13 protein-coding genes are annotated in these 14,110 nt (G+C 53.7%); 2 read left to right on the plus strand and 11 right to left on the minus strand.

Translation table 11 applies throughout. The features are described from left to right. Positions 1-479: 479 nt before the first annotated feature. A complete protein-coding gene (locus Q3Y58_RS07165) occupies positions 480-716 on the minus strand; it encodes a hypothetical protein (RefSeq protein ID WP_319621703.1) in 237 nt (78 codons plus the stop codon). 285 nt (positions 717-1,001) lie between these two features. On the opposite strand from Q3Y58_RS07165, the gene yghU reads away from it, so the two are divergent. Beyond that, positions 1,002-1,880 carry a glutathione-dependent disulfide-bond oxidoreductase gene (gene yghU / locus Q3Y58_RS07170; RefSeq protein WP_319621704.1) on the plus strand — a complete coding sequence of 293 codons (879 nt, stop codon included), beginning with the start codon at positions 1,002-1,004 and terminating at the stop codon, positions 1,878-1,880. A 42-nt stretch (positions 1,881-1,922) separates the two neighbouring features. Here the strand turns inward: yghU and Q3Y58_RS07175 are convergent, their stop codons facing one another. The 7 genes from Q3Y58_RS07175 to Q3Y58_RS07205 form a co-directional block, all read right to left on the minus strand. Then, entirely contained in the window at positions 1,923-2,657 is a 735-nt protein-coding gene (locus tag Q3Y58_RS07175) for a DUF1062 domain-containing protein (RefSeq protein ID WP_319621706.1), read from the minus strand. A 209-nt stretch (positions 2,658-2,866) separates the two neighbouring features. Further along, the gene (locus tag Q3Y58_RS07180) at positions 2,867-3,688 is read right to left on the minus strand and encodes a M55 family metallopeptidase (RefSeq protein ID WP_319621707.1); all 822 of its coding nucleotides are present in this window, start codon (positions 3,686-3,688) and stop codon (positions 2,867-2,869) included. A 164-nt stretch (positions 3,689-3,852) separates the two neighbouring features. Further along, the gene (locus tag Q3Y58_RS07185; protein ID WP_319621708.1) at positions 3,853-5,607 is read right to left on the minus strand and encodes a SulP family inorganic anion transporter; all 1,755 of its coding nucleotides are present in this window, start codon (positions 5,605-5,607) and stop codon (positions 3,853-3,855) included. Between the two features lie 96 nt (positions 5,608-5,703). Then, a complete protein-coding gene (locus Q3Y58_RS07190) occupies positions 5,704-7,392 on the minus strand; it encodes a bifunctional protein tyrosine phosphatase family protein/NAD(P)/FAD-dependent oxidoreductase (RefSeq protein WP_274219096.1) in 1,689 nt (562 codons plus the stop codon). Positions 7,393-7,426: 34 nt separating this feature from the next. Beyond that, a complete protein-coding gene (locus Q3Y58_RS07195) occupies positions 7,427-8,308 on the minus strand; it encodes an MBL fold metallo-hydrolase (RefSeq protein WP_319621709.1) in 882 nt (293 codons plus the stop codon). A 38-nt stretch (positions 8,309-8,346) separates the two neighbouring features. Then, the gene (locus tag Q3Y58_RS07200) at positions 8,347-8,559 is read right to left on the minus strand and encodes a YgaP family membrane protein (RefSeq protein ID WP_319621710.1); all 213 of its coding nucleotides are present in this window, start codon (positions 8,557-8,559) and stop codon (positions 8,347-8,349) included. Positions 8,560-8,776: 217 nt separating this feature from the next. After that, complete coding sequence (locus tag Q3Y58_RS07205) at positions 8,777-9,451, minus strand: Crp/Fnr family transcriptional regulator (RefSeq protein WP_274219093.1); 675 nt, start codon at positions 9,449-9,451, stop codon at positions 8,777-8,779. A gap of 104 nt (positions 9,452-9,555) precedes the next feature. Here Q3Y58_RS07205 and Q3Y58_RS07210 point away from each other — a divergent pair, with 104 nt between their 5' ends. After that, the gene (locus Q3Y58_RS07210) at positions 9,556-10,809 is read left to right on the plus strand and encodes a hypothetical protein (protein ID WP_319621711.1); all 1,254 of its coding nucleotides are present in this window, start codon (positions 9,556-9,558) and stop codon (positions 10,807-10,809) included. Positions 10,810-10,855: 46 nt separating this feature from the next. Here Q3Y58_RS07210 and Q3Y58_RS07215 read toward each other — a convergent pair whose 3' ends face one another. The 3 genes from Q3Y58_RS07215 to gmd are packed head-to-tail and all read right to left on the minus strand — an operon-like array spanning position 10,856 to position 14,096. Next, positions 10,856-12,019 carry a DegT/DnrJ/EryC1/StrS family aminotransferase gene (locus tag Q3Y58_RS07215; protein WP_319621712.1) on the minus strand — a complete coding sequence of 388 codons (1,164 nt, stop codon included), beginning with the start codon at positions 12,017-12,019 and terminating at the stop codon, positions 10,856-10,858. Then, positions 12,016-12,945 carry an NAD-dependent epimerase/dehydratase family protein gene (locus Q3Y58_RS07220; protein ID WP_319621713.1) on the minus strand — a complete coding sequence of 310 codons (930 nt, stop codon included), beginning with the start codon at positions 12,943-12,945 and terminating at the stop codon, positions 12,016-12,018. The genes Q3Y58_RS07215 and Q3Y58_RS07220 overlap by 4 nt, the downstream gene beginning before the upstream one ends. Before the next feature lie 8 nt (positions 12,946-12,953). Further along, the gene (gmd, locus tag Q3Y58_RS07225; RefSeq protein ID WP_319621714.1) at positions 12,954-14,096 is read right to left on the minus strand and encodes a GDP-mannose 4,6-dehydratase; all 1,143 of its coding nucleotides are present in this window, start codon (positions 14,094-14,096) and stop codon (positions 12,954-12,956) included. Between the last annotated feature and the right edge of the window lie 14 nt (positions 14,097-14,110).

Raw genomic sequence — 14,110 nt, forward strand, 5'->3', positions numbered from 1 at the left:
TACCGCACACCGCCGAGCGGCCCACCGGGGCCGAACTCGTCTTTTATGGTGCATGCGGCATGCACTTCATATGCTATTGGTGCCCTTCGCTTTCTCGCGGGTTTTAAAACTATAGTCGTTGACCTCTCTCGGCATAAGATTAGAAGCGCATAGGGATGATGTCACCGCTGAAGATTGGCAGCTGCCAAGTTTCAACTTGGCAGAAAAGGTTAACGCCGTCATTGCAATGCGTGGGCGCCGCCCTACCCACTTGCGTCATCCCGCACTTGATGCGGGACCCAGCGTGCGGGGCAGCAATGCTTTACCCCTCCAACGTCATCTAGAACTTGATGCGGGATCCAGTCCGTTCTCTCCAGCACCCGCTAGTGCGTACAGCCCGGGATACCGGATCAGCGTCTCACTGCGCTCACCTTGTCCGGCATGACGGTGGTGATGTGTGGTAGCGCAAGAGACCTAGCCAGCGTACCGCGCATATACAGTCACGTTGCAATGCTGGCGTTCCTTGGACAACTATCCTCTCGGTTGTCGCACTGAGCTGCGCGCAACCCATCGTCCTCCACCATGCTCGTCCCAACCACCGGCGTCATCCCGCACGCTCGCCCTACACCCGCGTCATCCCGCACTTGATGCGGGATCCAGTAGAGCGTCTCACCACCTGCCGTGCGTGCCGCTCTGGATACCGGATGTACGCTTTGCTTCTCCGGTATGACAGTCATGGTATGCTGGGAGGGCGGAGGCTCAGCAAACGAGCTGCGTTTTCACCAAACTGTGATGGCGAAACCAACCATTGCGCGGTTGCGGCGTTGACGTGCCGGGGCACCCTGCCCATCTCATTGCTAATGCGCCTAGGCAAGCCATCGCTGGTTGCGCAAGCGCATGGGGTCAACTAAGTATTGTGCCTCGCCTTTTTTGGGAAACACCTGCTGTTTTTATGGTTGGTTGGCTTTGGAAGCGACCAACGCAAGGAATTAGCAAGAAGAGCAAAAGGAGATCGGCCGCTCATGACCGATAACAACGCGTATCAGCCACCAAAGGTTTGGGTTTGGGAAAAAGGTGAAGGCACCTGGGCAAGCATCAATCGCCCGATCGCCGGCGCAACCCACGAGAAGGAGCTGCCAGTGGGCAAGCACCCGCTCCAGCTTTACTCTCTTGGCACCCCAAACGGCCAGAAGGTGACGATCCTGTTGGAAGAGCTGCTGGCTCTGGGCGAAACTGGCGCCGAGTATGATGCATGGCTCATCAAGATTGGTGAAGGCGATCAGTTTGGCTCCGGCTTTGTGAGCGCAAACCCCAATTCCAAGATCCCTGCGCTGATGGACCACTCCGGCGATACGCCGATCCGGGTGTTTGAGTCCGGTCACATTCTGCTCTATCTGGCGGAAAAGTTCGGCAAGTTCCTGCCAACCGACCACGCCAAGCGCACAGAAGTAATGAACTGGCTGTTCTGGCTTCAAGGCTCCGCGCCTTACCTCGGCGGTGGCTTTGGCCATTTCTACCACTACGCCCCTGAAAAAATTGAGTACGCCATCAACCGCTTCACCATGGAAACCAAGCGCCAGCTTGACGTTCTGGACCGCCACCTTGCTGAAAACCGCTATTTCGGCGGCGACGCGTACACCATCGCCGACATGGCGATCTGGCCTTGGTACGGCAATCTCGCCCTTGGCAAGCAATACGGCGCTGGCGAGTTCCTCGAGGTTGAGAGCTACAAGAACGTTCAGCGTTGGACCAAGGAAATTCTTGAGCGCCCTGCCGTTCAGCGTGGCCGTATCGTCAATCGTTCCTTCGGTGAGCTGCATGAGCAGCTTCACGAGCGTCATGACGCCTCCGACTTCGAGCTGCGCACGCAAGACAAGATCGGCGAAAAAGAAGAGAACTAATCACTCAGATGGAAGGCCCCACTTCGGGGCCTTCCCCTTTTTTCAGGCGGGCAGCGCGGCTTCCTGCGCAAGCCGACCCCGCACCTCCTCCGGCATCTGCCAAAGCATAATGGTCTGGCCATCCCGTGCGGGACGGCTCAGCACTTTCCGCGTATCAGGCCAGACCTCCAGTCTGCCCTCCCGTATATAACCCTGCAACGCGCTGCGGGGCACCCCGAGTGCCGCGCCCAGAAGCCGGTCGAGCCGTACATGGCACCCGCTCGTGTTTACAAGGCTCAGCTCCGCATCCTCGCAAAAACGAGCGTTCTGAAGCACTTGGCTTACAATGCGCACCCCCTCTGGCGGGTCGATACGGGCCGAATGTTGACGCAGCCGTACGGCATCACAGGCAAGCGCCATCAAGGGAGCCGAGTGGTTTGCCTCCATGGCCTCCAGGAGAGCGGGCGGCACGCTTTTTACCGGCGACCTTTCAAAAACCGGCAAATTCCAGGTGGCATTGCAACTGGTGCATTTGTAAATCAGCCAGGCATCCAACCGCTGACTGTTGGCATTCAGCCGGGCTTTGCCGCTGAATGTAAATGCCCGTGCCCGGCCGCATCCGCCACACATGTGCCAGGGGCGCGGCGCGGACTTAGGCGTAAGGGTCCAACGGACCTTGAGATGTAAAGACATACCGTCTTGGCCTTCCAAAGAACGGAAGTCCACCAGACGGGCACCAAGAACGGCGTGGCCGGTTGAAGGAAAGCGGCAGACAGCGGTCTGCCAAAATGGCTTCATAAAAAGCGCAGCAGGTGTTGCCAAGCCGGTCTCAACTGCCACGCGGTGAACGGACAAAAGGGAGCAGCGCCCAAAGGCACTCTCCGGTTCACGAGGTGTTCAAATTGAGACCAGCTTTACAAAGGCAAGATTGCAACCTCTCCGCGCGTATGAAGCGAACCGTTCCTAGCACAGCCCACCAGCGCAGAGAAGTTTTTTACGCAGGGAAATCAGGCCAGTGAAGAAGAAATCATGGAGAGAATGGTCAAGGTGCCAATCAGTTCCTCATGATTGGCGCTGGTAAAGCGCACTGCGCGCGCGCCCGCTCGTTCCACTGTTGGCACCATCACCGCGGCATCTGCAAAGATCTGCTTGTTGAAGTGCACAGTCACATTCAGCGGCGTGATGCCTGGGGCCTCTGGCTTTGCCGTTCCGGCATTTTTCAGAGCGGCGGTTACCTCTGCTTCAATGAGTTCGCGGGCGGCTTTTGGCGACAGGCTGTTGGCCACGCTGCCCCCCAGCGCTTCCTTCACAACAATGCGCCGACTGGATGGAAACTGACCCGCGATCTCCTTGGCCAGCTGATCATCCCCGCTGACCGCCAGCAACGGCACGCCAAGCTCTGCAGCAAACCCGCCGAAAATCGTTGGTTCTCCGGCTTGCACGCCATTGATCTCAATGCGGGCAAAGGCAAGGCCATTGATGGTGTGCGCCAAAACGCCCTGATGGTCAGCAGAAGCATGGTAACCAATGAAGATCGCCCCGTCGCAAGAGGCATCCAGCCCCTGCCCCATGGAGTGCGGGCGCGGACGACCAGACACAACGCGGGCCCGAGGGTCCAGATCCTCGACCATCATATTGCGAAGAGGCCCGTGGGAATCTGCCACGATCACCTCGGTTGCACCTCCGGCAAACGCGCCGCGAATGGCCGCATTGGCTTCCTCTGTCATCAAACGGCGGGCAGTTTCGTATTCCGCGTTGCCTCGTGTGCCTTGAAGGGCTTCGGTCACACCGGCCACGCCTTCGATATCTACGGAAATGAAAATTCGCATTCTCTTTGTCTCGTCTCTGGAAGAAAGCGCGGGGGTCCGGGCTTGGGCTGCGCCAGCACCGGTTGGGCCGCACTCAGTTAGGAAAGCAATGGAACCAGCCTAGGCGATCTGGAAGGAGAGTGCACCATGGGGCGCGGCCTCATGCACCGAAGAATGTGCAGGTTTCAGACCGCAAGAGAACGAATGGCATCCTGACCATTTGAAACCGGGGCCAGTGTTTCCTGCGCATTGAACTGGGAGAGGAAGACCTTGCCCGTGAGCTCCTCGAGAAAATGAGAGCGTTTCAGCCGGTCCATCACCGGGCCCTTCACCTCTGAAAGATGCAATTGAATGCCCATGTCCTGCAGGCGGTGGTTGATCGCCTCAAGGCTCTCCAACGCGCTCATATCCACCTCATTGACCGCAGAGCACATCAGCACCACATGCTTCAGCCGGTCTTCGCCCACAACGCGCTCGTAGATGTAGTCCTCAAGGAACCGAGCATTTGCAAAGTAAAGGCTCTCATCAATCCGGATCGTCACCAGCTCCGGCGAGGTCAACACGCTGTGCCGATTGATGTTGCGAAAGTGCTCCGTGCCCGGCACCAACCCCACCTCCGCGACGTGCGGCCGAGAGGTCTTGTAAAGAAACAGCAGAATGGAGATGGCAACGCCCGCAGAAACGCCCAGTTCCACGCCAAACCCGAGGGTGAGCAAGATTGTGGCGGCAACGGCAGAAAAGTCTTTCTTAGAGTAGCCCCAGGTGCGGGTCAAAATGCTGAAATCCACCAGGGACAACACCGCCACGATGATGGTTGCCGCAAGAGTGGCTTTGGGAAGGAAGAAAATCAGGGGCGTCAGGGCAACGGCCGCAATCGCAAGGCCAATTGCGGTGTAGGCACCGGCAGCGGGCGTCTCCGCCCCTGCGTCAAAGTTCACCACGGATCGGGCAAAACCGCCTGTCACCGGATAGCCTCCGGTGAATGCGGCGCCCAGATTGGCAGCCCCCAAGCCGATCAGTTCCTGATCCGGGTCGATGCGCTGACGCTTTTTGGCCGCCAGCGTTTGTGCCACGGAAACGGACTCCACAAACCCGATTATGGAGATGAGCAGGGCTGGCACTGCGAGGGTCAACAGCAGGTCTGGCGAAAACGAGGGCACCGTGAGCGGCGGTAGGCTTTGTGGGACCTCGCCCACAATGGCAACACCCTTTTGCGCCAGACCAAATGCCCAGACGGTCAGGGTGGTCGCGACCACAGCAGCGACGGGTCCGGCTTTGGTGATGACATCGGCAAGCCGGGGCTTGACCCCAAGACGGCGCAATAGGGGCTTCAACCCCTTGCGAACCCAAAACAAAAACGCGGTTGCAGCCCCCCCTATGGCAAGTGTGATCAGGTTTGTTTCCGGCACGTGCACCGCCAGTGACCAGAGCATTTCAAAGAGCGTGTGCCCATGGGCGTTCACGCCCAAAATATGCTTGAGCTGGCTTGCCGCAATCAACACTCCAGAGGCCGTGATGAACCCGGCAATAACCGGATGCGAGAGGAAGTTCGCCAGAAAACCCAGCTTGAACACGCCCATAAGCAGCAAGATGGCCCCGGAAAGCATGGCCAGTGTGAGCGCGGCAACGGCGTAGCCCATGCTGCCTGCTTCTGCCACATTGCCAATGGCCGCCGCCGTCATCAGCGACACCACGGCCACCGGACCAACCGCAAGGGCGCGACTGGTGCCAAAGATCGCATAGAGCACGATGGGAAGGATGGAGGCATAAAGCCCCATTTCAGGTGACAGGCCAGCGAGCAGCGCGTATGCAAGCGACTGCGGAATGAGCATGATCGTAACAATGATTGCTGCAATCATGTCATTGGAGAACTGGTGTTTGTTGTAGGTGCGCCCCCACTCGAACACGGGGATTTTCCGGCGCAGCGCATTCCAAAACATCAAACTGCCTTTACCTAAAGAACTTTGGGAAAAAGTCTGGCAAGTACAACAACTTGCCAGACAAGGTGCTAGCGAGATCCAAATCTGGGGAGGGTGTTAGTGACCGGAGTTGGTTGCCACTTTCACCTTCTCAGGCTTTGCCAGCCATTCTTTCCCGCGCAGCATGGCCTTCCAGTAGATCGGCGGCAGGATCTGCTCTTTCAAAAGCCATGCAAGTCGGGAGGGTTTCTTGCCGTTCACCAGCCATACGGGGAAGCTGGGGAGCAGCGTGCCGCCATAACCAAACTCGGCCAGCACAATCTTGCCGCGCTCTACCGTGAGCGGACAGGAACCGTAGCCATCGTATTGGGCAACAGGGGACCGGCCCTTGATGTCGGCGATGATGTTTTCTGCCACCACAGGGGCTTGCTTGCGCGCCGCAGCAGCGGTCTTGGCGTTGGGCGCGTTCATCACATCACCAAGGGACCAAATGTTTTCAAAGGTCTTGTGGCGCAAAGTGGCCTGATCCACATCCACCCATCCGGCTTCATCGGCCAGTGGAGAGACGCGAATGAAGTCTGGTGCCGTTTGCGGGGGGCATACATGGATCATGTCAAAGGACAGCTCCACTTTTTCAACGGGCTGGTCTGGCTTCTTCACCTCAAACCAGGCCTTCTTGGCCGGGCCGTCAATGGCCACAAGGTTATGGAAAAACTTGAGATTTGAGCCGTAAAGCTCGATGTATTCTTCGAGCGCCGGCACATAATCCTTGACGCCAAAGAGCACTCCGCCCGCATTGCAGAAGTCGATCTCGATGTCCTTCAGCACGCCTTGCTTGAGCCAATGGTCCGCCGAAAGATACATGGCCTTCTGAGGCGCACCGGCGCATTTGATCGGCATCGGCGGCTGGGTGAAGATCGCCCTTCCCTTCTTCAGGCCTTGCACCAACTGCCATGTGTAGGGCGCAAGGTCATAGCGGTAGTTGGAGGTGACGCCGTACTTGCCAAGCGTTTCCACCAGTCCATCGACCTTGTGCCAATCCAGTTTGAGGCCCGGACAAACCACCAGCCGGTCATATTTGACCACCCGGCAGCCATCCAGAACCACGGCATTGTCCTTGGGTTCAAAAGCCGCAACGGCGGATTTCAGCCAATGCACGCCCTTTGGAATGAGAGACCCCATGGTCTTGGCGGTGCTGGCGGCGTTGAAGATGCCCCCGCCCACCATGGTCCATCCCGGTTGGTAGTAGTGGATGTCCGCCGGGTCGATCACCGCAATCTCCAGATCGGGCGCACGGCTCTTCAAGGAGGCGGCCACGGCAATGCCCGCAGCACCACCGCCCACAATCAGCACATCATAGGAGGCATCTGGCCGGTCCGTCGGCGTTTTGCCGCCATTGGCGATGCGACGCACCACCCCGGCCATATCGTAGCCAGCGGACTTCGTTGCGGCTAGTATGTCTGCAACACTCATGTTTTCAGCTTGACTGAGAGACCAGAGCGTGGCGCAGCGGGTGCCTGTTCGGCAATAAGCAAAGGCGGGCTTGGGCACCTCGCGCATGATCTTGCCGAACGCTACTGCGTCCTCGTCCATCACCTTGCCCGAGACCACGGGCTGGTAGCGCACTTCAAGTCCTAACGCTCTGGCAACATTGGCAATTTCATCGAACACAGGCTGGTCGGCACCCTCCCCGTCCGGACGGTTGCAGATGATGCTGCGAAAGCCGAGATCAGCGATTTTTTGCACATCACTTGCCGTGATCTGCGGGCTTACCGACAGCTTGGCCGAGATGGTTTTCACGTCCATGTGGTTTCCTCCCCATTTGTTCAGCCTTCTGATGTCAGATCGCGTTGACCGGCACCTTCAGCATTGGTTTTCCATCCCGATCGGTGGGCACTTCTCCGGCGCGCATGTTCACTTGCAGGGATGGAATGATGAGCTTGGGCATGTCGAGCTGCGCATCGCGCTCGCGGCGGAACTTGATGAACTCCTCGCGGGAGCGTCCACCGCCGACGTGAATGTTGTTGGCCTTCTCTTCGGCAACAGTCGTCTCCCACTGAATGTCGCGTCCGTTGGGGCCATAATCGTGGCACATGAAAAGCCGCATCTCATCGGGTAGAGACAGAACTTTCATAATGGAATCATAGAGTTCACCAGCATCGCCGCCGGGAAAATCTGCCCGCGCCGAACCTCCGTCCGGCATGAACAGGGTGTCGCCGACGAAGGCCGCATTCCCCATCACATGCACCATGCAGGCGGGCGTATGCCCCGGTGTGTGCAGGGCAAAGGCTGTCATCTCGCCAATCTTGTAGGTATCGCCGTCCTTGAAAAGCTTGTCGAACTGGCTGCCGTCCCGCTGGAATTCGGTGCCTTCGTTGAACACCTTGCCGAAAGTGTCCTGAACCACCGTGATGTTCTCACCAATTCCGATCTTTCCGCCCAGTTTTTGCTGGATGTACGGCGCGCCAGATAGGTGATCTGCATGCACATGGGTTTCGATAAGCCATTCAAGTTTCAAGTCATTCTCTTGAATGTAGGCAATCAGCGCATCGGCATTCTCATAGGAAATCCGTCCTGCGGCATAGTCGATGTCCATCACCGCATCCACCACCGCGCAGGCATTCGAGGCCGGGTCCTTCACCACATAGCTGATGGTGTTGGTTGCCGGATCAAAGAATGCTTTGACCGCGGGTGTTTCTTGCATGTTCACTGCGTATGCCATCCTGCTTCCCTCCCAGAAAATCTATTATTTTCAGCGCGTTAAGCCCTGCAGGTCTTAAAGCCGAACAGCGAGTAGAGTGGGCAGAAGCCCGTTGCCGAGACCACAAGCATCACGCAGCCCACCACCAACGCGCCGTAGAAGAACAGCGGCGAGGCAAACAAGGCCAGATTGGAAAGGAAAGGTGCCAGGATCAGCGCAACACCAAGGGCGAAGCGGATTAGGCGATCGGTTTTACCAACATTGAGTGTCATCTGAAGTATCCTCCGACTACGGTTTCTCACCGATATCCCGTCGGAAGGCAGGCTTCAGTGACTTGATCACCAAACTTCAATATCCATTAGTCGGGGTAGGAGATGAACCAGCTGATTGAAAAGGAGTGGTCGAACGCGCGGCCGCGAAGGCCCGAGCGGAGCCGTGCGTTGAAAATGCGTTGGTTTGAATGAAACCGGTGTTTTGTGCGTCAAGCCCTCAGACTTCGGTGGCCGCCAATTTTTCAAGCGCTGCCCGGTCGGTGATCTGGATCGATCCACGGGACTGGGTGATCCACTCCCGCCGCTGGAACTCCCGAAGCTGCCGGGAGATCACCTCGCGGGCTGTGCCCAGCTCGGCTGCCATCTGCTGATGGGTGGCGCTGATGGCATCTCCCGCGCCCGCCAGTTCCACCAGCTTATGTGCAAGGCGAATATCAATGCGCTGGAACGCGAGTTCCTCAATCACCATGAACAGGTCGGTGATCCGCCGTGAGTATGCAGAAAACACAAATCTGCGGAATGTTTCCGACTGGGCGATCAGATCATCGAAAACCGAACGCGGGATGGCGACGGCCTCAACCTCGGTCTCGGCAATGCCCTCTGCCGAATAGTCCTCATAGGCCAGCAAGCACGCGGTTGTCAGCACACAGCTCTCTCCGGCATGAACCCGGTAGAGGATGATCTCACGCCCGCCCTCGGAAAGCTGCTGAACCCGAACCACGCCGCTCAAGAGGAGGAGAAGATTGTCTGGCGCTTTGCCCGGCCCGAAGATGACGGTGTCCTTTGGAACTGAGACAATTGTGCTGCGCCCCACCAAAAGATCCCGAATGGGCTTCTCAAGTTGAGAAAGACCTTGAAACCGATCAATCCAATTCATGGTTTCCGTTGTCATGTGCTGACATCCTCCTGCTACGAAACAATAAAACGCTGGTGCTTGAAATCCAGAGGAAAAGGCGTCAAATGTGCCCAGAATGAGTCGGAAAACCTTGGTGATTAATGGGACAAAAAAATAGAATTGACAAACTGCTGATTGTTGAATGGGGGATTGGGATAAAAAACGGGCATTTCCAAACGACGCCCATTGAAACTCAATTAGCTTATCGTCCTAATGAGTGTCACCTACTTCTAGATGACGAGATAGACAACCTATCCCCCGGAACCTTTACATCGTTTACGAAGATTGGGAAGAATGTAAGATTTTTTGACGAATATCGTGGGTACTGGGCCGACGAGCATCCCACTCTAAAAAAAATTAAGAAATTTATACGGTATAAATACAATTACCTTTTGGGAAGATATAAAGATTTTTCAGAAGTATTATATGAATTAATTAGAAAGAACAATTTCCAGAACTCAGATGTTGTGGTATTCCCAAGCTTGTCTCCAGCGTTTTTGCCTTACATCATCCAAATCATATCAGAATTAGATACAAAATATTCTCCCGTTTTTATAGTGAGACTTCTCGCTGGCTTCTCCTATCAAGACTATCATCGCGTGTACGGCGTCACACTTGTCAATCAGTTGGTCGCAGAGAAAAAAATTATCCTATGTTGTGACTCTGAAACTGTTACTGAGGTAGCAAAAACGGAATATGGGTACCAGATGGCCGATCCTTGGATTTTGCCGCTTAATATATCGCCCTTTAGACCTGAAACCATCCGAGCCGTTCGTCGGTGGAAAGCTGGGGAAGTCTTTCGGATAGGGGTGTACGGTGGCCCACGCCAAGACAAAGGTAGCGACAGGATCGCATCCATTGCTCAAGCTTTAAGGTACGCAAACTCAAAAGCCCCCGAGAACGCCGTCAAATTTGAATTTTTGGTGCAAGCAGATCTAACCCCCGGCGAGACAGATCCGCTCTACGAGAGCTTGGCGGCGCTTCCAACAGACCTCGATGGTGTAAGAATTACGCCTCTGGGTCCATCTTTGTCAGGGACTGAGTTCATCGACGCCTTCATGGCGTGTGATGTCGTATTGCTCCCTTACTCCCAAAGTAAAAAAAGACTAGTTGGCTCTGGAATTGTTGTAGATGCAGTCTTCGCAAGAAAGCCATTGATATACACGACTGGAATGTCGATGATACCATTTATGGTGCATGGAAATGCACTTCAGGCCGACAGCGACGATGAGATAGCAAACGCGATAGTCGAAATTTCCGACAATTATCAAGAGTTCGCAATGGGGGCAGACAAAGCCTTTGAATTCGCAAAGCTCAAAGTCGAAAATCCACCCTTACCTAATGCGCATTACTGAATGCTTCAAATAAGTGGTTGGCAGCCCTCAAGCTGGGCTGCCTGTTCTACATCCCGCTAAGAACTTTGTGAGCACATTCGAGTTGACGCTCAATCGGATAGTGGTGATTGCCGAGAAAAAACCCATCTAGATCAATTTTTTCTGCCGCACCAACAGAACTGCCGAAACTATGTTTTAAGTGTTTTATAACCGGATTGGCTGTGAAGTTCCCAGCAACAATGGGACGGGTTTCGATGCCCTGAGCGGCCAGCGCCTTTACCACCTCATCTCGACGGCCCGCCAACTTATTTCCCAGTATCATTGAGAACCCAAACCATGAACTCTCGCCGTGCTCTTTTTGAATAATAAGATCTTCGTTAGCCCCAAAGATCTGTTGAAAGAGTTGGGCGTTGTTACGGCGCTCTTGAACAAAATTGGATAGTTTATCCAGCTGTTTGAGCCCAATGGCACCGGACATTTCGAGCGGGCGCAAGTTGTAGCCAGGAAGCACAAAACGGAATTGGCGTGAGAAGGGGTCACAATCAAAGTTCAGGTGACTGTCTTCGTTTTGTTCACGCAGCCAACCATGTGCTCTCATACTGACACATATGTCGCGCAATTTGCGATCATTCGTCAATATGAGCCCCCCTTCCATGGTAGATATGTGATGTGAGAAAAACATACTCAGGGTACCACAGAGGCCAAAAGTTCCTGCCATCTGATTCTTTAATTTAGCTCCCATCGACTCGCAGTTGTCCTCGATAAGAACAAGATTGTTCCGGTCACAGATTTCTTTCAGACGAATGAGATCCGCCGGGTTCCCTAGGAGGTTTACAGCAAAAATTGCCTTTGTGTGCTCGTCAATGGCATTTTCAATGAGGTTGCAATCTATATTGAGTGTATGGAGATCTACATCCACAAACCTTAACTCTAACCCGTACTGCGATACCGGAAAGAACGTGGTACTCCACGATACGCTCGGTACAATAACGTTATCGCCGGGGTTGATATTGTAATCCGGATGATAACAGAGACCGGCTACTGCCAACAGATTGGCCGATGAGCCAGAATTGACCATCACCGCGTAGTTGGTTCCAAAGAACTGAGCAGCTCTCTCCTCAAAAGCCTTGACCATCGGCCCCATGGAAAAGCGACCGGAGTCAATGACTTGCTGGATGGCGTTGATTTCGTCATCGTTCCACGTTTCAGTCGCAAGCGGATAGTATGTCATGAGGCGATACTTTTCTGATAGTGTTCTATTGTTTTTTTGAGACCTTCAACCAAGGTGGTTCTCGGTTTGTAGCCCAACGCATATGCCAAGCTGCTGTCCATTAGCTTTTGTTTCATCCCAGCTGGCTTTGCCAGATCATGACAGAATTCCCCTGAATATCCCATAATATCTGAAACAATTTGATAGTATTCATTCACAGAGTGGTCAATACCTGCGCCAAAGTTCATGTATACTGGAATATCCTTCAAATTACCAAAGGCATTCAAACATACAAAGGCCAAATCATCTGCAAACAAAAACTCTCTTCGGGCAAGACCATCACCCCAAATATTAATCTTCCTCTGATTACTGTTCTTAGCTTCAATGACTTTCCTGATAACTGAGGCCACTAGATGGGATTTGCTTTCAGAGAAATCGTCACCTATGCCATAGAGGTTACTAGGAATGATCGTTCTGTAGGCATAATTGGTCTTCTGGCTGATGTACTCACACTGCTTTGCCCCAACTATCTTTGAAAGTGCATACCCCTCGTTAGTTGCCTCCAAAGGCGCTTGCAGCAGGTACTCCTCCTTCAATGGATTGCGGTAATCCTTTGGATACATGCAGGAACTACCAATAAAAAGAAACTCACCAACCCCATTTGAGCGCGCGGCTGAAATTACATTCGTGTTTATCCTAAGGTTGGATGCAAGAAAAACTTCAGGTTCATCAATGTTGGCCTGAATACCACCAACCACTGCAGCCGCGTGAATCACCCCATCGACTTTTTCTTTTTCAAACAGATGCTGGACCTGTTGCTGATCTTCAAGATCGCACTCTGCTCTGGTGATCGGTACCAATTCTAGGTCTGGGCTAACATCTCTTGATAGTCTCAATATGGCAGATCCGAGCATTCCACCCGCGCCAGTGAGTAGGACCCTACGCATAATCTCGCCTACCCCGCACCTTCAAGTTCAGCCAAATCTGATTTGACCATTTCCGCGACCATGTCGCTGAGCGAGATTTTGGGGGTCCAGCCAAGAAGATTGTTTGCTTTACTCGGGTCGCCAATCAAAAGGTCAACTTCAGTTGGACGGAAGTATCGTGGGTCAACCTTGACGACCGCTTTCCCACTGTCTCTCTCGTAGCCAACTTCTTCGGCACCACTACCTTCCCAAAAAATGGATAGACCTACTTGGCTGAACGCAAGCTCAACGAAAGTGCGTACACTGTGCGTTTCTCCAGTGGCAAGCACAAAATCATCAGGTTTGGCATGCTGAAGAATGCGCCACATACCCTCTACGTAATCTCGTGCATGGCCCCAGTCACGCTTGGCATCTAGGTTTCCTAGATACAAGCATTCTTGCTGCCCAAGATAGATAGCGGCAGCGGCTCTGGTGATTTTTCGGGTAACAAAAGTTTCACCTCGCGTGGGGCCTTCGTGGTTGAACAGGATTCCATTGCTAGCATAGATTCCATAGGCCTCACGATAGTTTACCGTAATCCAGTAGGCATAGAGTTTCGCCGCAGCATATGGGCTTCTGGGATAGAACGGTGTCTTTTCTGTTTGGGGAACCTCTTGAACTTTACCATAAAGCTCGGAGGTAGATGCTTGATAGAAGCGAACCTTTTCTTCCATATGTAGGATTCTAATTGCTTCCAATATTCTCAGCGTTCCCAAAGCATCTGAATTCGCTGTGTATTCAGGGGTTTCAAAGCTAACTTGAACGTGACTTTGAGCTGCCAGATTGTAGATCTCGTCTGGCTGAACTTCCTGAATAATGCGTATTAGATTGGTGGCATCTGTCATGTCACCATAATGTAAAAAAAACCGCTGATTTTCGATGTGCGGGTCTTCATAGAAATGGTCGATGCGCTTTGTGTTGAAAGACGAAGATCTGCGCTTTATACCGTGAACAGTATATCCTTTTGCAAGCAATAGTTCTGCTAGGTACGCCCCATCCTGTCCTGTGACGCCTGTGATCAGTGCAATTTTTGCCAACGCATAACCCTTCTTTGGCAGAATTCGGCAAATGCCGAAGAATTTTGCTGAGGTTTTATCAAATTCAGCAGTTCCTTTAAAACAGCTTTTTGTCATTTTCCTGCTTGGTG

Origin of the sequence: Nesiotobacter zosterae (assembly GCF_033843645.1) — a bacterium.
GTDB lineage: Bacteria > Pseudomonadota > Alphaproteobacteria > Rhizobiales > Stappiaceae > Pseudovibrio > Pseudovibrio zosterae.

Bases quoted from the DNA above. Each gene is read 5' to 3' on its own strand.
- Q3Y58_RS07165 (WP_319621703.1), bottom strand. From the start codon at position 716: ATGACTGTCATACCGGAGAAGCAAAGCGTACATCCGGTATCCAGAGCG.
- yghU (WP_319621704.1), top strand. From the start codon at position 1,002: ATGACCGATAACAACGCGTATCAGCCACCAAAGGTTTGGGTTTGGGAA.
- Q3Y58_RS07175 (WP_319621706.1), bottom strand. From the start codon at position 2,657: ATGAAGCCATTTTGGCAGACCGCTGTCTGCCGCTTTCCTTCAACCGGC.
- Q3Y58_RS07180 (WP_319621707.1), bottom strand. From the start codon at position 3,688: ATGCGAATTTTCATTTCCGTAGATATCGAAGGCGTGGCCGGTGTGACC.
- Q3Y58_RS07185 (WP_319621708.1), bottom strand. From the start codon at position 5,607: ATGTTTTGGAATGCGCTGCGCCGGAAAATCCCCGTGTTCGAGTGGGGG.
- Q3Y58_RS07190 (WP_274219096.1), bottom strand. From the start codon at position 7,392: ATGGACGTGAAAACCATCTCGGCCAAGCTGTCGGTAAGCCCGCAGATC.
- Q3Y58_RS07195 (WP_319621709.1), bottom strand. From the start codon at position 8,308: ATGGCATACGCAGTGAACATGCAAGAAACACCCGCGGTCAAAGCATTC.
- Q3Y58_RS07200 (WP_319621710.1), bottom strand. From the start codon at position 8,559: ATGACACTCAATGTTGGTAAAACCGATCGCCTAATCCGCTTCGCCCTT.
- Q3Y58_RS07205 (WP_274219093.1), bottom strand. From the start codon at position 9,451: ATGACAACGGAAACCATGAATTGGATTGATCGGTTTCAAGGTCTTTCT.
- Q3Y58_RS07210 (WP_319621711.1), top strand. From the start codon at position 9,556: ATGGGACAAAAAAATAGAATTGACAAACTGCTGATTGTTGAATGGGGG.
- Q3Y58_RS07215 (WP_319621712.1), bottom strand. From the start codon at position 12,019: ATGACATACTATCCGCTTGCGACTGAAACGTGGAACGATGACGAAATC.
- Q3Y58_RS07220 (WP_319621713.1), bottom strand. From the start codon at position 12,945: ATGCGTAGGGTCCTACTCACTGGCGCGGGTGGAATGCTCGGATCTGCC.
- gmd (WP_319621714.1), bottom strand. From the start codon at position 14,096: ATGACAAAAAGCTGTTTTAAAGGAACTGCTGAATTTGATAAAACCTCA.